Here is an 18,638-nt window from a genome sequence, read left to right on the forward strand (position 1 = left end):
ATGCAACATAGCGCTACCCGTGAGACGTTTTCGGCCGTCGTTCAGTGGGTTGCGGGCGCCTGAGCTGGCTCAGCCGCCTGCGGCAAGGCCATACCCTTCGGCCACAACAGCCAGATATTGCCTTTCTGCTTCATGTCGCCCGCCAGCTTGCCGGCCTCCTCGCCGGTGCCCCAGAACAGATCGGCGCGCACTTCACCGGCAATCGCACCGCCAGTGTCCTGAGCGGCCACCGGGCGCACGACACTGCTGCCGTCCGGGCGCGTAGTGGACAGCCAGAGCAGACTGCCCAGCGGGATGACCTTGCGATCAATGGCCACGCTGTAGCCCGGTGTCAGCGGCACGTTGAGCGAGCCACGAGGGCCTTCGTTGCTGTCAGGGTTACGAGCAAAAAATACATAGCTCGGGTTGCTGGACAGCAGTTCATTGACCCGCTCAGGATGCGCCTTGGCCCAGGCAGCGATGCTGCCCATGGTCACGTCTTCCTTCTTCAACTCGCCCTGCTCGACCAGCCAGCGACCAATGGCGCGATACGGACGGCCGTTCTGATCGGCATAGCCAAGACGCAATTGCGAACCGTCCTCCAGGCTGACGCGGCCAGAGCCCTGGATCTGCAGAAACTGCAAGTCCATTGGGTCGGTCAGCCAGGCAATCACTGGCGCGGCCAGCCCGTTTGCATTGATCGTTGCTGCATCGTCGTAAGGCTTGAGTACACGCCCTTCAAGACGACCGCGCAGGCGCTTGCCTTTGAGTTCGGGGTAGATGCTATCCAGATTCACCACGATCAGATCGTCAGGAATGCCATACACCGGCACATTGGCGGTCTCCGTCCGAGTCAGGCTGCCGGGATAAACAGGCTCGTAGTACCCGGTGATCAGGCCATCGGCGCTGCCGCTGTCTGCGCGCAGGCTGTAAACCTGCAACTGGTCCTGCAGAAATGTGCGGATCTGCGCCGCATCCGGCGCCGCTGCAAGGCTCGCCGCCGCAGCACACGTCGGCCCCCACACTGCGTCGGCCTTCAGCCGCACACAGGCGCTGCGCCATGAGGCGAAACCTGCCTGCAAATCAGCATCCGAAACTGCTGGCAGCGCTTCCCAGGTGGCCTGGGCGTAAGTGGTGTGCGGCGCAGCCGGTGGCGTTGCCGGTTTATCGGACTTGTCACACGCCGTGAGTAAAGCGGCGAGTGGCAAAGCCAGCGCCAGGCTCCGGGACAATGACTTGAAAGAGAAGATCATCAGCACCAATCCTTTAACAGCCCACAGCAGGCTGGTGGGTAAAAGGCGTCATTGTGGCTGAATGAAGCTGAGTGGCCTAGGGGGTGAACTGCATTCGCGGCTCAGCCTATGCACCTCAAAAGACTGCCGCCATACTGAGCGCGTCTATGTACTCGCCATCTCTATAAGCAAATTCCCTGTGTGTGCCTTCTACGACGAAGCCATGTTTTTCGTACAGCGCGATAGCAGGCTCGTTGTCGATAAATACCGTCAATTCCAGGCGTTTGATGTTTTGCCAGCGCGAGGCGGTTTCGATCAGTTCTTTTAACATCAGCCCCCCAATGCCTTGACGATGATGTCCGTCTGCGACGCCCATCCAGAAATCGGCGGCGTGTTGCCTTCGCCCCTGGAATCGATAAAGCATGGCGCACCCCACCACTGCACCGTCCTGCTCGGCAACCAGGGACAAGCCGGAAGAGGCCCGGTTTTCGACAAGCCGTTTTATATCGCTGGATGACTGATACGGCATGCGCAGCGTCCACCAGCGAAATACCGGCTGCTCGAATAAAAGAGCCAGAGAAGGCCAGTCGCTGTCAGCCATCGCGCGCACTATCAAGCTCATTTCGAACTCTGGCCTGGGTGCGGTTCCGGGTAGTCGCGATTGATGTCGATGGGCTTGGCGTAAGGTCCATCCCATAGTTGCTCATGCAGTTGCCCGATGCGTTTGGCCATGGAACTGTCGTGCAGTACCACTTCCAGGTTGCGCGAGTTGTCGAGGTAGCCGCCGAGCCAGTTGCTGGTGCCGACCCAGGCGATCCGGTCATCGATTTCCATGGTTTTGCTGTGGATCACCCGTGCATAGGGAATGAAGCCCTGCGCGGCCATTGGCAGGGTAACGATGCGTACCTGTACGTTGGGCACCAGGGCCAGGCTTTTCAGGTAGGCGACTTCGGGCATGCCGGTGTTCCAGTCTGAAACCATGAGTTTGACGGATACACCGCGTGCCGCTGCGCTGCGGATAGCGTTATCAATGACCGGGTAATATGGACGGGTCTTGTCCGGACCATAGGACAAAGGGGCGTAATCCAGCAACTGTATGCGAACCTCGTTCTTGGCTTCGCCCAGCAAGCGTGGGAGTTCTGCCTGCGAATCGACGACACCAGGCGGGTTGTAGCGTTGCGGGCTGGCGACCAGATAATTGCCGTCTGACGATGCGACGCTGTTGGTAGACGAAACAGGAACCGGTACTGGCTTGCCGTCGGTAATGGCCGCTTGGGCCAGCCAGTCCTGCTCGAACACTGACTGCACTTGTCGCACCACACCCGGCTCATCAATCCGCAAACCGGTTTCGTGAATGTGCTCCAGTGAGCGCCAGTCGAAATTCTGACTGCCTATAAATGCCTGTTTGCCATCAACCACAAAGAACTTGGCGTGGATGATGCCGTTGCCAGTAAGTTTGGCATAAGGCAGCACCCTCAGCGTGAGATTGGGGATCGCCCGCAACCGCTCCAGGGTCTTGGGGTCGGACATCTTCAGGCCTTTGTCTTCGAGAAGAAATCGTATCTGCACCCCTCGCTGCCCGGCTGATTGCAGGCTATCGAGCACCTTGTTCATGACAGAACCCGGCTGATCGGCCACATAGAACTGCTCGATGTCGATGCGTTTGGTGGCACCGTCGAACAGCTCGCGCCAGACATCGCCGGGCGCTCGCAAATCGGGGGTTTGCAGGTCGGTCCCGACGGGGACGGTGTGGACCAGTTCAAAACCGGGAATAGCGAAGTCGGCATGTGCCAACGGGCTCGACAACAGCAACGCAGCGATCAGACCGCGATAGCGCATGGGCATCGAGCGAAAACGGATAGACGAAGTCATGGAAGTCTCATCGCCAGAACAGGCAAAAGGCGCATGCCAGTGACATGCGCCTGTGGGTTAATCATGCCGTCCGGTAGTTGGGCTGGGGAACCGTGACCGGGTGCGACATTTCATCCTGCACCCTTGCCCCGCTGGAGGCACGGATCAACAGGATCTTGAGCTGATCGTTGATGCGCTCAAGGCTGTCCTGAAAAAAGTTATGAAAGACCACGCAGAACAAGGCGATTGCGATACCCAGACCTGTCGCGAACAACGCAGTGCCGATACCGGCAGAGATCTGCCCTGGGTCGGACACCCCGGCGCTGGCCAAGGCCTTGAAAGTGTCGATGATGCCCAGGATAGTGCCCAGCAACCCCAGTAATGGCGCGGCCGTGGTGATGGTCTCGATAAGCCAGAGGCTGCGGGACAACGGCGCTCGCGTGCTCAGATACTGAGTTTCGATGACGTCATCCAGATCCCGGCGTGAGCCATGGGCATTTTTCTGGGCAAGCACCGGCAGGACCATTTCCAGTGGGAGGCTGGTCCGGCGCGTCAGTGCTTCAGGCAGGTCCTTTTCACTGTGTACCGAAGCGTTGAGCGCTGTTTGCAGCGCCCGCGACTGGCGGCGCACATAAGCAAAGTAGATGCCTCGTTCGATCGCGACAAAGATCGCAATCGCGATGGCGGCATACATCACGTAGAAAGTGATGTCGTGGAGCTGATTCATGTCCATGGCGCAGACCTCTGGTCAATGAAGGGTTAGAAATTGGCTTCCAGGGAAACCGTGACGGTACGCTCGACCCCGACGATGTAGGCCGGGTCGCCATCGCGGAAACCGCTGTAAGTGCCTGCGTTGGTTTTGGTGGTGTACACGCCGTCCAGGTATTTCTTGTCGAACAGGTTGTCGACGTTCAGTCGCAAGGTGGCGTCCTTGACGATTTTCTTGTCCACCGGCAAATAGATGCCTCCGCCCAGATTGAAGATGGTGCGCCCCGGAATGCTTTCGTCGTTGGTAAGGTCGCCGTAAAGCTTGCTGGTGACCTTGCCGCCGAACGTGCCGTAATAACTGCCATCGTCATAGCCGATATTGGCCGCCAGCATGTTCTTCGGCACGTTGGTGAACTGCTTGCCACTGGTAGGCAATTCGATGGCTGCGCCGTTATTGAAAACGGTCAGGTCATCTTTCTGTTTGGCGCGGGTGTAGGTGTATGAGGTGTAGTAGTTGAAGTGGTTAGGCAACAGGCCGCTCCACTCCAGCTCCAGACCGCTGTTGTCCACTGCGCCGGCGTTGATATCGGCAAAGTCGCCGTTGACGTCCTTCGAAGACACCTGACGGTCCTTGAACTGCATGTAAAACAGGGTGGCCGCCAGCGTCATGTCCTGGTCGGTAAAGCGCCAGCCCAGTTCGTGGTTCCAGCTGGTTTCCGGCTTGCTGTTGATGGAGCCGGTGCCCGGGTCGTACAGCACGTAGTTCTGCGGTATGCGCATGTTGCGCGACAGGCTGTAGAACAACTGGTCACGCTCATCGAGCTGATATTTGAGACCGACGTTGGGCAGCAGCTTGTTATACGTCTGGTCACGTTTTTCCGGCCGCTCGGTGAGGCTGCCGTGGTTGTCGCCTTCTCGTTCGACATTCATGAAGGCCAGGCCGCCAATGAGTGTCCAGTCAGGGGCGAAATACCACGTGTCCTGAGCCCAGACTTTTTGCGCAGGCGTAACGGTATAGCGGTCCCGGCCCTGGATCTCGTTGCCATTGGCATCGACCACGTAATCGGAGTCCGGCAAGATACTTTCCGGCTTGCCGTTGCTCTTCAGGCGAATGAAAGGCTGGGTCTGCAACTGGCGCGCGCGTTCATACCAGTAGCCAACTTGCACGCTGTGTTCGTCGTTGATGTCCCAGTTCAACTTGGTGGTGATGCCGGGGCGCCAGGTCTGGGTACGTGAAGGCCGGTAATAAACGCCAGTGGTCGATGAACCGTCAGCGTTATAAGCGGCAGCGGTCGGCAGATTGCTCAGGTCAAATACACCGCCCAGGTTAGAGCCGCGGTTTAGCGCGTAGGACGAGCTGTTTACACCGCTGCCGTTGCCCCAGAAGTAATAAGGTATGACGGACAGCGACAGGTTGTCGGCCAGTTTAAATTGCGTATTGAGCACACCGGTGAAGGTCTGGAACGGGTTTTGCGCCAGCTCGTAATAACCGGAGAGTTTGCCGTTGCTGCCCAGTGCAGGCCTGGACGGATAAGGGTCGAACTTGCGGCCGCCTTGTTCAAACTGGCTCTTTGTTAGCTGGCTGTAACTGTTGTTGTCTTGCTCGTGGTACTTGAGGATCAGGTTGGCCGTATTGCCCGACCCCATGTCGAAAAAGCTGTTCCATTCCACCTTGTCAGCGCGCACTGCCCCGTCACCGCGCCATTTCTGGCCTTCGGTGTGAGACATCGACAACCAGTTGCTTAGCCCGTTTATCTCACCGGTATTGAGCCGCGCGAAGGTTTTGTAAGTGCCGTTGCTGCCCGCCACCTGTTTGACGAATGCGCCGGTTTCCTTGGTGGGCCGAATGGTCACAATGCCAATATTGCCGCCGCTGGAACCGATGTGCGGGCCGTCACTTTCTGCAGCACCCTGAGTCACGAAAATCTGATCGATGTTTTCCGGGTCACCCAGCAGGTTGGAATACAGCGCGTAGTTGCCGGAGTCATTGATCGGCATGCCGTCAACCGACATGCCGACCTGATCGGAGTTGAGCCCGCGCATGGTGAACTTGAATCCTGAAAGACCGGTGGCGTCTTCGCTGGAGATGTTCAGGCCTGGCGTGTACTTGAGCTTGTCGATCGCATTCCCGGTCGCGGTCTGCTTGTCGAGTGCTTCTTTAGTGACAGTGGAACGCGCCTTGATGCTTTCCTCCTGCACCATGTAACCACCACCGGCAGTTGCCTTGCCTTGCACGCCAATGGTGCCGACATCACTGGCGTTCTGGTCAGCCATGGCCATGCCGTGGCTCATGCCAGCGGCGACCAACGCAAGGTGAATCCTGGAAAACTTCATCACATTGTTCCTTGTCAGTGCTATTGCACGCTGTAGTTGAAGGTGGCGGTAAAGCGCTGTTCATTGCGCCCGCCGAAGGCTTGTTCAGGAAATGGCTTGACCTGCTTGATGCGGCGCAGGCTATTGGTCGCGGCTCGATTGAGCAGCATGCTGGAGGCCTGGCTCTGAATACCGGAATCGAGCACGTGCCCTTGACGGTCGACCAGCAACCACACCACCACTTCGCCACTCGGGCGCTCGAGCGATGCCTGACGTCCGGTCGGGTATTGTTTGTAGCCGTCCAGTTCGTTGCGCAGCCCTTTGAGGTAACCCCCTTCAATACCCTGAGAGTCCACCTTCGGCGGTGCGGGTGGCGCGGGTGGTGACGGCGGCGATACCGGGGCGCTGACCACCGGTTTGCTGGGTGCCTGAACCGGCTCGACGGGTTTGGCCACTGGCGGTTTGGGCTTGGGCAAAGGTTTAGGTTTCGGCTCAGGTTTCGGCTCTGGCTTGGGCTTGGGAACGGGCTTGGGCGGCGGAGCAGGCTCGGCGTCTTCGCTCTCGACTACGGGTGGCGGAGGCGGCGGCTCTTCGGCCTGAGGCGGAGGCGGCTCGGCCTGCTTCAATGGCTCCGGCGCAGGCGCTTCGGGCTCGATCAGCGCGAGTTCCACTGCAGACTCGTCGTAGACCGGCTCCATTTTCAGCGGGCGAGTCTGCACACCAATCACGATTGCAATGAGTGCCAGCAGCGCAGGCAGGCCACCAAGCCACTGGCGTACGCGAAACAGGGCGTACATGATCAGGACTTACGCGTAGCGATGGAAACGGATGTGAAGCCACCCAGACGCAAGGTGTCCATGACCTCGACCAGGCGTGCGACTTCAACGCCTTTGTCGCTGTTCACGATGATGGTGGTTTTGGTGTCCGGCTTTTCCAGCGCCTTCAAGGCTGGCACCAGAGCGTCGACGGTGGTGGCCTTGCCGTCGAGTTGCAACTCGCCGTTGAGCCCCAGGGTCAGGATCGATTTGTTCTGCGGTTTGAGCTGCTGAGAGCTGCTGGCGCTGGGTAGCTGGGTTTTCATGCCCAGAGCCGGAATCACGTTCAGGCTTACCAGTACAAAAAACACCAACAGGAACATCATCACGTCGATCATCGGGATCAGTTCGATGTGTGCCTTGCGCTTCTTGGGTTCATCCCACGTTCTCATGCCAGCTTCTCGCTCTCTTGTAAGAGGCCGAGAATCTAACAACCGAACATGACCGATCGGTTGGTTTTACAAGTCCGATACATGACTGTTACATGGCTTTTGTGCGCACATCCTGTGGCACATAAATGATTCTTGCATCTGTCACACAAACGCCATCACAACGCTGCAGCGTTTGAGCATTTAACCCGGTGGAAAATACGGATGAGCGTCCTGCTGCCAACTATCCGAACCTCGCGTCTATTGCTCGCTGCGTTGCGCCCGGACCAGGCTTCGACCCTGTCACGCCTGGCAGACGAGCCCACTATCGCGGCCATGACCTCGACGCTGCCCAGCCCCTATACGCTGGAGCATGCGCAGGCATTCATCGCTGAAATACCCGAACATTTTGCCGCAGGTCGAACGTTGACCCTCGGGGTTCACGTCAGGGAGACCTTAGAGCTGACCGGGGTCGTCTCGTTACGCTTCTCCAAATCGCATCACAGCGCCAACCTGGGTTACTGGACAGGAGCCGACTACCGCAACAAGGGCTACATCTGCGAAGCGGTTCAGGGCTTGCTGATGCACGGTTTCACCAACATGAACCTCAATCGCATCGCAGGTCAGTGTTTCAGCGACAACCCGGCCAGCGCCAGGGTGCTGGAGAAGTGCGGACTGTCGTACGAGGGATGCATGAAAGAGGTGTTTCTGAAAAACGGTGTATTCAAGGACATGCTGCTGTTCGGGCTATTGCGCTCGCAGTACGTAGCGTCGGAGACCATGTAATGACTGATTTCAACGCGGACCGTCGCCGCATTATCACGGGAGTGGCCGGTGCCACCTTACTGTCGATCCTGAGCCCGTTCGCCCGCAGCGCCGGTGTCGATTATCCGTTTACGCTAGGCGTGGCGTCTGGCGACCCGGTGCCGGACGGCTTTGTGATCTGGACACGTCTGGCCCCCAAACCAGTCACCCCGACAGGCGACGGTGGCTTGACCAAGCCAGTTGAAGTGCGCTGGAAAATCGCCAGCGACGCGGCCATGACACGCATTGTGCGTTCGGGCCAGACCACTGCCCATGCGCGCTTTGCGCACTCAGTGCATGTTGAAGCGAGCGGTCTGCAGCCAGGCCGTCCCTATTGGTATCAGTTCGAAAGCCTGGGCGCGCAAAGCCCGGTGGGCCAGGCGTGCACTGCGCCGCCAGCAACCGCCATGGTCGCGGCGCGATTCGGTTTTGTGTCGTGTTCACATTGGGAAGCCGGCTATTTCAGCGCCTACCGGCACCTGGCGGCAGAGCGGCCTGATCTGGTGTTCTTTCTCGGCGACTATATCTATGAGATGAACGCATCTTCTGAAAAAATCCAGTTCCCGCGTCGCCATGCCACACCAGACCCGATGGACCTCTCCGGCTATCGCAACCGATACGCGCAGTACAAGACCGACCCGGACCTGCAAGCCCTGCATGCCTGCGCGCCGAGCGTCGTCACCTGGGACGATCACGAAGTGCAGAATGACTACGCAGCGCAGTGGTCCCAGGATCCGGGCGTATCGGTAGAAAGCTTCCTGCGTCGCCGAGCCGCCGCTTACCAAGCCTTCTACGAGCACATGCCGTTGCGCGCCAGCAGCCTGCCCAAGGGGCCGGATATGCGCATCTACCGCAATCTGGATTACGGCCGTCTGGCTCGTTTTCATGTTCTGGACGGTCGGCAATATCGCTCTGAACAACCCTGCATTCCGGCCAGCGGCAGCCACAAGGGCTACGTCGCACGCGGCGACTGCGCTGACCTTACTGACCCGAAACGCACCATGCTCGGCTGGGAGCAGGAAGCTTGGCTGGACCGCAGCTTTGCTCAATCCCCCGGACAATGGAATGTCATCGCTCAGGATTTGCTGGTCGCGCCGCTGATACAACGCAATCCGGGTACCCAGGAACTGGGCCGCTGGACCGATGGCTGGGACGGCTACATGACCACTCGCGAGCGTATGCTGGCTTCTCTGCAACGCCATCAAACCCGCAACCCGGTGTTCTGGGGCGGCGATATTCATTCGTTCTGGACCACTGACCTGCATGCCGATGCAGGCAACCCGGACTCAGCCGTCATCGCCACCGAATTCGTCGGCACCTCGGTCACATCCGGCGGGCCGCCGTTCGAGGCCTTCAATAGCATTCTCGGGCTCAACCCGCACGTGAAGTTCTTCGAAAGTCGTCAGCGTGGCTACGTCGCCGTCGACCTGACTGAACATCAGATGTCTGCCCGCTTCCAGGTGGTTTCGGATGTGCTCGACCCTGCCGCCAGCGTGTCGACGCTCAAGCGCTTTGTGGTAGAAGCCGGAAAGGCGGGGGCTATGGAGGGATAGGCGCTGAGCGCCCTTCTATTGTCCACCCCTGCGCGACAGTCAAACCCGCTTCGTTTCGAGAGAGATTACTGTAGGAGAAATCGCGACCCAATAAAAAGGCTTTTCCGCAGATCAGCGAAAAAGCCTTCTATCTATCGCGCAGCATCTGAAGCAGAGTATCGAGGCGCAGCGCACTATTTCAACTGATTGGCGAACCGTCCGACCGCACCGACCACCTGTTTCGCACCCTCCTGAATCTCGACGATCACTGCGCCTGCCTCGTTAGCCAGCAACAGGCCCTGCTCGGCCTGAGTGCGGCTATTGGCCATGCCGCGCACGGCTTCATCAGCCAGCGCCTGGTTTTGCTGCACCACGGTGACGATTTCTTCGGTCGCCGCACTGGTACGGCCTGCCAACTGACGAACTTCGTCGGCAACCACCGCAAAGCCCCTGCCCTGCTCACCAGCCCGGGCGGCTTCGATGGCGGCGTTCAGCGCCAGCAAATTGGTCTGCTGGGCGATGCCGCCAATGGTTTGTACGATGGAGTTGATCAACACTGACTGTTTGCCCAAGGCTTCGATTCCGGAGGACGCCGACTGCATTTCTTCGGAGATCTTGCGCATGGTATCGACAGTATTCTGTACAACATCTGCGCCACGCTGGGCACTGACGTCAGTGCGTTGGGATATTTCAAAAGCTACGCTGGCTGCCTGGCTGACTTCATCTTCGCGGGCTACCTGATCAGTCACCAGCGTGGCGAACTTGACGACCTTGTAGAGTTTGCCCTGCGCATCATGGACCGGGTTATAGGTCGCCTCCAGCCAGACATCACGGCCGCTGCTGTCGATGCGCTTGAACCGGCCAGCGACAAACTCGCCACGGTTGAGCGTTGCCCAGAAATCTCGGTAGGCAGCCTGCGACGTTTCATGCGAATCGCAGAACATGCTGTGGTGCTTGCCTTTGATTTGCGTGAGGTTGTAACCCATGCCGCGCAGAAACTGTTCGTTGGCAGTCAGCACATGCCCGCTCAGGTCGAACTCGATCACGGCACTCGAGCGTAACAGGGCCTGAATGAACGCAGCATTCTCGGCAGCCTTTTCGACGACCTCCGTGATATCCGATCCGTAACATTGCAAGTGCGTCAGCTTGCCCTGCTCATCCAGAACCGGCTGCCACATCGCGCGGATCCAGACCAGGCTGCCATTGGCATGCAGAAAACGGTACCTGTCGATGACCGACTCACCATTCTGCGTCGCTGACTTCAGGTCGCGATAACACGCGAGCTGCCTGACGTAACTCGGCACCAGTTGGTCCATGTCACGGCCAACAAGCTGATCGAGCGTATAGCCCAGCGCCTGAAGGAAATTCCCGTTGGCGTGGGAGATGCGGTTGCTGGCATCCAGAGTCATCGACAGCATTCGCGCGTCGATACCTTTCTGCATTTGCCGGTACATGAATAACTCGGCCTGTTGTGCCTGTAATTCCTTTTTCAAGCGAGTATTGAACATGGCTGCACCGTTGAGAGGGTTGTACGTATATATCGGCACAAGCGTAGACGCAGTGGAGGCATTTCGTCGGAATATGACAGGTGAAATTCTATGTTTTGCCTGACATTCGTGACGTAGAACCGAAAATCCGCATTTGAGCTAGCCTTGGATTGAAACCAGAGGGGCAAAGCTGATGTCGATGTGCGGCAGGGCCAGTCCTGCCGGGCCGAAAGGGTCTGTTAAGCTCCGTTGCCTGACGCACGGTCATTTGAGGAAGCTTTGATGCAACGCATTCTGATTACAGGTGCCAATGGATTTGTAGGCCAGACGCTGTGCAGCAGGCTGCAACAGGCGGGGCATCATGTCATTGCACTGGTAGGCGCCGAGTCGTCGCTGTCCGCACAGGCCAGCGAGTCTGTACGCTGTGATATTCGCGATGCAGAGGGCCTGGAGCACGCGTTGTCTCGAACAGCGCCGACTCACGTTGTGCATCTGGCAGCGATCACCCATGTGCCTACCAGCTTCAAAGACCCTGTACTGACCTGGCAAACCAACGTCATGGGCAGCGTAAACCTGTTACAGGCACTGCAACGAAAGGCTCCCGATGCCTTTGCCTTGTTCGTGAGTTCGTCGGAGGTATACGGCGAAACCTTCAAGCAAGGCACCGCGCTGGGCGAAGAGAGCGCCTGCAAGCCGATGAACCCCTATGCAGCGAGCAAGCTCGCGGCAGAAGCGGCGTTCAACGAGCATTTGCGTCAGGGCCACAGAGGAGTTGTCGTACGCCCCTTCAATCACATTGGTGCCAGGCAGTCGCCTGATTTTGCTACCGCGTCGTTTGCCAGACAGATCGCCCTGATCGAGGCGGGAAAACAGCTACCCGAGTTGAAAGTCGGCAACCTGCTGGCGGCGCGAGACTTTCTTGATGTGCATGATGTGTGCGAGGCCTATATCGCCTTGTTGACGCTGGCCGACACGCGAGAAGACTGTCCCGGGTGCCTGAACATCTGCAGCGGGGAGCCCACCAGCCTCGAAACCATACTTGCGCATCTCATGGCACTAAGCTCAGGCACCATCGAAGTAAAAGTCGACCCGGAGCGCATGCGTCCTTCGGACATACCCAGCGCCTTCGGCAACAACTCCGCGATGCGAGGCTTCACGGGCTGGAAACCGACTACCAGCCTGAACGAAACGCTTGCCAACCTTCTGAACTACTGGCGTCACGAAGTGGCATCAACAGTAGTTTGAGCAATCGAATATATTCACCGGATTGCCAGCACAGGCGTCATGATCAATGACGCCTTGAAGCTCAGCCCTGCCGCGCGCAGGGCTTCAATCAGAACGAGCGCCCGTTCTGATTACGCTTTACATCGGCATCTACCATCAACCGGCACAGCTCTTCGAGACCGGTCTTTGCCTCCCACCCCAGCACGTTTCTGGCTTTTTCAGGATTGCCGATCAGTAATTCGACTTCAGACGGTCGATAGAACCGTGGATTGACCTGCACCAGAGGCTTGCCTGTGTTCACGTCGATGCCGCGCTCGTTTTCTGCACTGCCCACCCACTCAAGGTTGATGTCGACAGCCTTGAACGCCATGGATACAAAATCACGAACAGTTTCGGATCGATGGGTTGCCAGGACGAAAGAGTCAGGCTCGTCGGCCTGCAGCATCCGCCACATACCTTCGACATACTCTTTGGCAAAGCCCCAGTCCCGCCGTGCGTCCAGGTTGCCCAGCTCCAGAATCTGCGGCATGCCCAGTGAAATACGAGCAGCGGCATCGGTGATCTTGCGGGTGACGAACTCCTTGCCGCGCAGCGGAGACTCGTGATTGAACAAAATTCCGCTGGCACCAAAGATGCCGTAGGACTCCCGATAGTTGATCGTCATCCAGTGCGCATACAATTTGGCGACACCATAGGGGCTGCGCGGATAAAACGACGTCGTCTCAACCTGCGGTACTTCCTGCACCTTGCCGAACATCTCGGACGTCGATGCCTGGTAAAACCGTATTTTCGGGTTCACGATCCGTATGGCTTCAAGCAGATTGACGGCTCCAAGACCAGTGATTTCCGCTGTCGTGATGGGCTGATCGAAGGAAACACCGACGAAGCTCAGCGCTGCCAGGTTGTATATCTGGGTGGGCTCAGCCTTTTGCAGCAGGCGAATACTCGCGCTCAGGTCTGTCAGGTCATGCTCGACCAGATGCAGATTCGGATGTTCGGCGACACCGAGTTCCTCAAGCCGCCAGAAATTGACAGAGCTGGTACGGCGAAAAGTACCGTAGACCTTGTAGCCTTTTTCCAGCAGAAGCTGAGTAAGGTAAGCGCCATCCTGGCCTGTGACGCCAGTGATGATTACGGACTCTGTGGGTGTGGTCATAATGGGATTCCGGTCTGGGGCTGGCTCGGCGTGTAGTTATTGTAGTGCGCTGTGTCGATGAACAGCAGCACGCGCGCTTCGAAGACAACCCAGAGTTTGAGTCGAAGCACCCGATCACTATAGATCTGGAATCTGAAGTGCAGCCGGTCAATTTCAAATAGCCACTTGTGCGATCACTCGGGGAGGATCAGACAGCGAGTCCGACGGCTGATATAGCGCCTTGGCGCTGCGGCCACACAGACCGCTGGTCGATATTATGAATTAGCTTGACGCAAATTGATGGCACTAAGACATCATGCATAATGTCTTATGTCTCTCGATGTTAATGCTTGGTGCAACATGCTCGCCTCACCCTTTGATCGTCCCAGCCCTGAAGATTCGCAAACCCTTGCCGAGGTCGAGCGAACGATTGTTACAGGCGTGGGCGGGCTGCGCTTCAACCGCGCTCTCGAGCGGCGTTACCAGGTGGAAACCCGGCTGCAACGGCGTGAGTTTCTGACAGTCATGAGCATCGGTGGCAGCCTGATCTATAACCTGTTTCTGATCAGTGACTGGCTGATTTTGCGGGATGTGTTTATGTACGTGGCCTTGGGCCGTCTGTGCCTGATCACACCTATGTTTATCATTCTGTTGGTGCTCGCTCGGCGCTTTCCCTCTCGTCAGGCGATGGAAACGACCGCAGCCGTGGCTACCGTGCTGTGCTCGCTCATGCCGATGGTGGTGATGATTTACAGCGAGAGCCCTTATCAGATCTTTTATCAGCTGGGCATGCTGCTGATCATGGTCTATTGCACCATGATCCAGCAGTTGCCGCTGCGCCACGCAGCTGCTGCAATGTCATCCATGCTGATCATCCAGCTAGTGACCACCTACATCGCCAACTTTGGTGATGTGCTCATCTGGCAGGCCAATGCACTGTTGTTCGTCTCCACGGTCATGCTGCTGTTGATGGCTTCCTATTTTCTGGAGCGGGCAGCCCGTCTCAGCTATCTTTTTGCGCTGCGCGGGCGCTTGCTGCAAGTGCAGTTGCTGGAATACGCACGTACCGATGCGCTGACCCGCCTGTTCAATCGACGCTATCAGGACGAAGTGCTGACGTCGGTCTGGGAGCGCGCTCGAAAAAAGCAGGCAAGCGTGGCCATCATCCTGCTGGATATTGATCACTTCAAATCCTACAACGACAACTACGGCCATCCGCAAGGCGATGTCTGCCTGAAATTGCTCTGCAACGAGATTCAGCGAAGTGCAACCGCCTGTGGTGCAATGGCGTTCAGGTTTGGCGGTGAAGAGGTGCTGGTCTTGATGAATGCCGATGCTGGCCAGGCCACAAAAATGGCAGAAACGCTGAAAGCCTCGGTGGCTGCCCTAAAGCTGCCGCATCCTGCACAGGGGGAAGGCGCGCACGTCACCATCAGCCTCGGCGTCGCGTCTGCGATTGCCCCCCTGACCACTTACGACACGCTGATCAGCGCTGCCGACGATGCGCTGTACGCTGCCAAGCGCGCCGGGCGCAATGCTGTGTTTTGCCAGCCCTGATGCCTCCAGGCGGCAGAAACGGCAAGTGCGGACGCTATCCGCTGTTGCAAGGCAGGCCTGATCACCCGACAGGTAAGTGATTTGCCAGGCTTTACCCCACTCCCCTTCCCGCTTTAATCTCGACGCGCAATCATTTGGCTGGGAGCCATCGCATGGGCGTTCACATTGACATCAATAACAACCCCACTGAAGAGGATCGTCTGGCGATTCTCGAGCCGTTGAAGCGTTTCAACGCCGAGCAGGCAGGGGACGGGAAGTCCGAGAAGATTGCAATATTCATTCGCGATGACGAGACGCAGGAGGTTCTTGGGGGGCTGCACATGCGCATTCTGTTCGAATGGCTGTTCATCGAGTTACTGGTCGTGCCGGAGCAGGTCCGTGGACAGGGGATGGGCTCACGTCTGATGCAGATGGCCGAAGATCTGGCCATAGAGAGAGGCTGTGTGGGCATATGGCTGGACACCTTCGACTTCCAGGCGCCGGACTTCTATCGCCGTCACGGTTACACCGAGTTCGGCCAGCTCGATGACTACCCGCGCGGGCACAAACGCTACTTTTTCCAGAAGCGCCTGTCGAGCGAACAGCCCTGAGGTATTTGCGGCGAGCCTGGTGCGATTATCGATTGCGGCGAGGCTCGCCGCCATGCGCTGCAACAATTGGCTCATTGCCTGAGCGCCCATTGAAGCGGTCCACTTGTCTGCAACGTTCAGAAACACGCTGACCCCGTTACGCACGCTTTGTAACAAGAATGTTCCGCCCCTGCTGCGTTACTATTCTGCGCCTACGGTCCGCCAGAGCTTTGAATCAGGATGCCCTCTTCGTCCGCCGAACAACCCGCGTCACTACCTTCCGTTCTCGCAGGCCCGCTGTTACGCCGTCAGGAAGCCAACCGCCTGGTGATGTGGCTCGTGGGTTCGCGTCCTCTGAGCCTCACGCTGCGTCTACGCCATGCTGGTGCTGATCGTGCGGCGGACGAGTTCATTGAGCACCCTCTCACCGAGCAGCAATGTCAGGTCATTGCGGTGGGCCGCCACGCCTTTGTTCATCTGATCGATCTGCAACTGAAAGCCGATCTGCCGCGAGATACCTGGATCGATTACGACCTGCGGGTGGAAGGTGAGCCAGGGGGTATTGCCGACTGGGCGCCGCACCTGCTTTACGAGGGCGCTCGTTACCCGAACTTCGTGGTGCGCAGCAGCATCGATCATCTGCTGCATGGCTCTTGCCGCAAGCCGCACCATTGCGCAGCGGACGGTCTGCTGTGTGTGGACCGCTTGCTGGCCGACACCCAGGACCCGCTGCAGCGCCCCGCACTGCTGATGATGAGCGGCGATCAGGTCTACGCCGACGATGTCGCCGGGCCAATGCTGCGCGCCGTTCACGCGCTGATCAACCGCCTGGGGCTGTTCAACGAGCAGCTCGACGGCGCAGTGGTCGAGGACAGCGCCAGCCTCTACGTGCATCCGGCCAGCTATTATCAGCGCGCCGATCTGTTGCCCGCGCTGAAAAGCAACGACACCCTGCGCGAACGGTTCTTTGGTGGCGCCAGCAAACCTGTATTCACCAGCAGCACAGCGGACAACCATCTGGTCACCCTGGCGGAGGTCATGGCGATGTACCTGCTGGTCTGGTCGCCTGTGCCGTGGACCCTTATCGAACCTGGCATGCCGCGCCTCGATGCAGAAGAACTCGAACGCTATGCCAAAGAGCAGCAACTGATCGATGAGTTCATTTCAGGCCTGGGCAGCGTAGCGCGGGCCATGGCGCACCTGCCCTGCCTGATGATCTTCGACGACCACGACATCACCGATGACTGGAATTTGTCGGCAAACTGGGAAGAAACAGCCTACGGCCACCCGTTCTCGAAGCGCATCATCGGCAACGCCTTGCTGGCCTACCTGTTGTGCCAGGGTTGGGGGAATGATCCTGATGCGCTCAACGACCTTATCAGGCAGGCGCATTCATTGAGCGCCGAAGCTGTCGGCAATGACCACTGGCTGGACAGCCGCTCGCAGGACACATTGATCGATCAGTTGCTGAAGTTCCAGCAATGGCATTACGTTCTGCCGACCAGCCCGGCGCTGGTGGTGCTCGACACCCGGACCCGCCGCTGGCGCAGCGAGTCGAATTTCAACCATCCGTCGGGTCTGCTGGACTGGGAGGCGCTCTGCGAACTGCAGCAGGAGCTGATTGATCATGAATCGGCAATTATCGTATCGCCCGCGCCGGTGTTCGGGGTCAAGCTGATCGAAGCAATACAGCGGATTTTCAGCTGGTGCGGCTATCCGCTGCTGGTAGACGCCGAGAACTGGATGGCCCACCGGGGCGCAGCCAACGTCATTCTGAACATCTTTCGCCACTCCAGAACCCCCGGTAATTACGTGATTCTGTCAGGCGATGTGCATTACTCGTTTGTCTACGAAATCCTGATTCGCCACCGCAGTGGCGGGCCTCATATATGGCAGATCACCAGCAGCGGTATCAAGAATGAATTCCCCCGACGCTTACTCGATACTTTTGATCGGTTGAATCGCTGGTTATACTCACCCCGCTCACCGCTTAACTGGTTCACCAAGCGCCGCCTGATGAAGGTCATCCCGCGCACGCCCGAGCACAGCAAGGCTGGTGAACGCTTATGGAACTCGGCAGGTGTCGGTCAGGTTTTCTTCAATGAACAAGGCCAGCCGACCCTGATCAACCAACTCAATGCCAACGGTGAATCGCCTACCTGCTTCGTCGAACCGGAAGAATACAGGGACGGTCGGTCGGGAACAGATCGCAGTTTTCTGGAAAACAACCAGAAAACAAGGGATAGTCACCGCTAAACTTATCGGCAGTTGCCGGGTCGATAGTTGCTACCCGTCAGGTTTGCGGCACACCCTGGCAAGCATTATTTCCTGGAGAGCGCCCCGTGATAACCAATCAACGCATAGCCAGAATCAACGCCTGGGGCGCGCATGGCTTCACCGCCACCGGCGTCGTCCTTGCGTTTCTGGCTACCATTGCCTTGTTTAACAATGAACCCAAAGCCTGCCTGTTGTGGCTCGGTGCGGCGCTGATCGTAGATGGCGTAGACGGCTCGCTGGCACGCAAGGTCAACACCACCTCGGTACTTCCGCACTTCGATGGGTCGGTGCTGGACCTGGTGATTGATTACCTGACCTACGTGTTCATCCCCGCATTGTTCATCTACCGATACATTCCGGTGCCGGACTACACCCTGCTGCTGAGCATCTCGGTGATCCTGGTCTCGTCGCTGTTCTGCTTCTGCAACGTCGACATGAAGAGCAAGGACAACTACTTTCAGGGCTTTCCTGCGGCCTGGAACGTAGTCGCACTGTGCCTTTACATTCTTTCGCCGGCGCCCTGGCTGACATTCATCACCATCATCGCTCTGGCTTTGCTGACCCTGACCCGCATGAAGTTTCTGCACCCTTTCCGTGTGCGTCGCTTCATGCCGATCAACATCGCAGTGACCACCGTATGGCTGCTATCCAGCGCCCTGCTGATCAGCAACCATCCGCACAATGGCCCCGTGGTCATGGGCGTGTGGATGACCATGTCGGCTTACTTCCTGGGGATCTGCATCTGGAGAACTTCACTGGAATGGCTGGGCCGGCTCAAGGCCTGAGC

16 protein-coding genes are annotated in these 18,638 nt (G+C 58.1%); 7 read left to right on the forward strand and 9 right to left on the reverse strand.

Going from position 1 to position 18,638, the window contains the following annotated elements; all coding sequences use genetic code 11:
* Positions 1–41 precede the first annotated feature (41 nt).
* The 7 genes from mltA to POR16_RS19770 all read right to left on the reverse strand — a co-directional run bounded on the left by mltA (position 42) and on the right by POR16_RS19770 (position 7,290).
* Positions 42–1,232, reverse strand: a complete 1,191-nt coding sequence (gene mltA / locus POR16_RS19740; protein WP_005891005.1) for a murein transglycosylase A — start codon at positions 1,230–1,232, stop codon at positions 42–44.
* Positions 1,233–1,347: 115 nt separating this feature from the next.
* The gene (locus tag POR16_RS19745) at positions 1,348–1,833 is read right to left on the reverse strand and encodes a GNAT family N-acetyltransferase (RefSeq protein WP_005891002.1); all 486 of its coding nucleotides are present in this window, start codon (positions 1,831–1,833) and stop codon (positions 1,348–1,350) included.
* Positions 1,830–3,083 carry a phospholipase D-like domain-containing protein gene (locus POR16_RS19750; RefSeq protein WP_005890999.1) on the reverse strand — a complete coding sequence of 418 codons (1,254 nt, stop codon included), beginning with the start codon at positions 3,081–3,083 and terminating at the stop codon, positions 1,830–1,832. The genes POR16_RS19745 and POR16_RS19750 overlap by 4 nt, the downstream gene beginning before the upstream one ends.
* 61 nt (positions 3,084–3,144) lie before the next feature.
* Positions 3,145–3,795: a MotA/TolQ/ExbB proton channel family protein gene (locus POR16_RS19755; RefSeq protein WP_005890996.1), complete on the reverse strand. Its 651-nt coding sequence runs from the start codon at positions 3,793–3,795 to the stop codon at positions 3,145–3,147.
* Between the two features lie 26 nt (positions 3,796–3,821).
* A complete protein-coding gene (locus POR16_RS19760; RefSeq protein WP_005890993.1) occupies positions 3,822–6,104 on the reverse strand; it encodes a TonB-dependent receptor in 2,283 nt (760 codons plus the stop codon).
* Between the two features lie 20 nt (positions 6,105–6,124).
* Complete coding sequence (locus POR16_RS19765) at positions 6,125–6,880, reverse strand: energy transducer TonB family protein (protein WP_024669615.1); 756 nt, start codon at positions 6,878–6,880, stop codon at positions 6,125–6,127.
* A 2-nt stretch (positions 6,881–6,882) separates the two neighbouring features.
* Positions 6,883–7,290 carry an ExbD/TolR family protein gene (locus POR16_RS19770; RefSeq protein WP_005898009.1) on the reverse strand — a complete coding sequence of 136 codons (408 nt, stop codon included), beginning with the start codon at positions 7,288–7,290 and terminating at the stop codon, positions 6,883–6,885.
* Positions 7,291–7,491: 201 nt separating this feature from the next.
* Between POR16_RS19770 and POR16_RS19775 the strand changes: the two genes are divergently transcribed.
* Together POR16_RS19775 and POR16_RS19780 are read left to right on the forward strand one after the other, a co-directional pair.
* Positions 7,492–8,052 carry a GNAT family N-acetyltransferase gene (locus POR16_RS19775; RefSeq protein WP_005890990.1) on the forward strand — a complete coding sequence of 187 codons (561 nt, stop codon included), beginning with the start codon at positions 7,492–7,494 and terminating at the stop codon, positions 8,050–8,052.
* Positions 8,052–9,623 carry an alkaline phosphatase D family protein gene (locus POR16_RS19780; RefSeq protein WP_024669613.1) on the forward strand — a complete coding sequence of 524 codons (1,572 nt, stop codon included), beginning with the start codon at positions 8,052–8,054 and terminating at the stop codon, positions 9,621–9,623. The genes POR16_RS19775 and POR16_RS19780 overlap by 1 nt, the downstream gene beginning before the upstream one ends.
* 173 nt (positions 9,624–9,796) lie before the next feature.
* Here the strand turns inward: POR16_RS19780 and POR16_RS19785 are convergent, their stop codons facing one another.
* Positions 9,797–11,110 carry a methyl-accepting chemotaxis protein gene (locus POR16_RS19785; protein ID WP_024690778.1) on the reverse strand — a complete coding sequence of 438 codons (1,314 nt, stop codon included), beginning with the start codon at positions 11,108–11,110 and terminating at the stop codon, positions 9,797–9,799.
* Positions 11,111–11,371: 261 nt separating this feature from the next.
* Here POR16_RS19785 and POR16_RS19790 point away from each other — a divergent pair, with 261 nt between their 5' ends.
* Complete coding sequence (locus POR16_RS19790; RefSeq protein WP_005890985.1) at positions 11,372–12,334, forward strand: GDP-mannose 4,6-dehydratase; 963 nt, start codon at positions 11,372–11,374, stop codon at positions 12,332–12,334.
* Between the two features lie 88 nt (positions 12,335–12,422).
* Here the strand turns inward: POR16_RS19790 and gmd are convergent, their stop codons facing one another.
* The gene (gene gmd, locus POR16_RS19795) at positions 12,423–13,469 is read right to left on the reverse strand and encodes a GDP-mannose 4,6-dehydratase (RefSeq protein ID WP_005890983.1); all 1,047 of its coding nucleotides are present in this window, start codon (positions 13,467–13,469) and stop codon (positions 12,423–12,425) included.
* A gap of 339 nt (positions 13,470–13,808) precedes the next feature.
* Here gmd and POR16_RS19800 point away from each other — a divergent pair, with 339 nt between their 5' ends.
* From POR16_RS19800 to pcsA, 4 genes are all read left to right on the forward strand, one after another.
* Complete coding sequence (locus tag POR16_RS19800; protein ID WP_005890980.1) at positions 13,809–15,005, forward strand: GGDEF domain-containing protein; 1,197 nt, start codon at positions 13,809–13,811, stop codon at positions 15,003–15,005.
* Between the two features lie 152 nt (positions 15,006–15,157).
* The gene (locus POR16_RS19805) at positions 15,158–15,595 is read left to right on the forward strand and encodes a GNAT family N-acetyltransferase (RefSeq protein WP_005890979.1); all 438 of its coding nucleotides are present in this window, start codon (positions 15,158–15,160) and stop codon (positions 15,593–15,595) included.
* A gap of 219 nt (positions 15,596–15,814) precedes the next feature.
* Positions 15,815–17,830, forward strand: a complete 2,016-nt coding sequence (locus POR16_RS19810) for an alkaline phosphatase D family protein (RefSeq protein WP_042932343.1) — start codon at positions 15,815–15,817, stop codon at positions 17,828–17,830.
* Positions 17,831–17,916: 86 nt separating this feature from the next.
* A complete protein-coding gene (gene pcsA / locus POR16_RS19815; RefSeq protein ID WP_005890977.1) occupies positions 17,917–18,636 on the forward strand; it encodes a phosphatidylcholine synthase in 720 nt (239 codons plus the stop codon).
* Positions 18,637–18,638 lie beyond the last annotated feature (2 nt).

The sequence above is a fragment of the Pseudomonas coronafaciens pv. oryzae str. 1_6 genome (assembly GCF_000156995.2).
Classification (GTDB): domain Bacteria; phylum Pseudomonadota; class Gammaproteobacteria; order Pseudomonadales; family Pseudomonadaceae; genus Aquipseudomonas; species Aquipseudomonas tremae.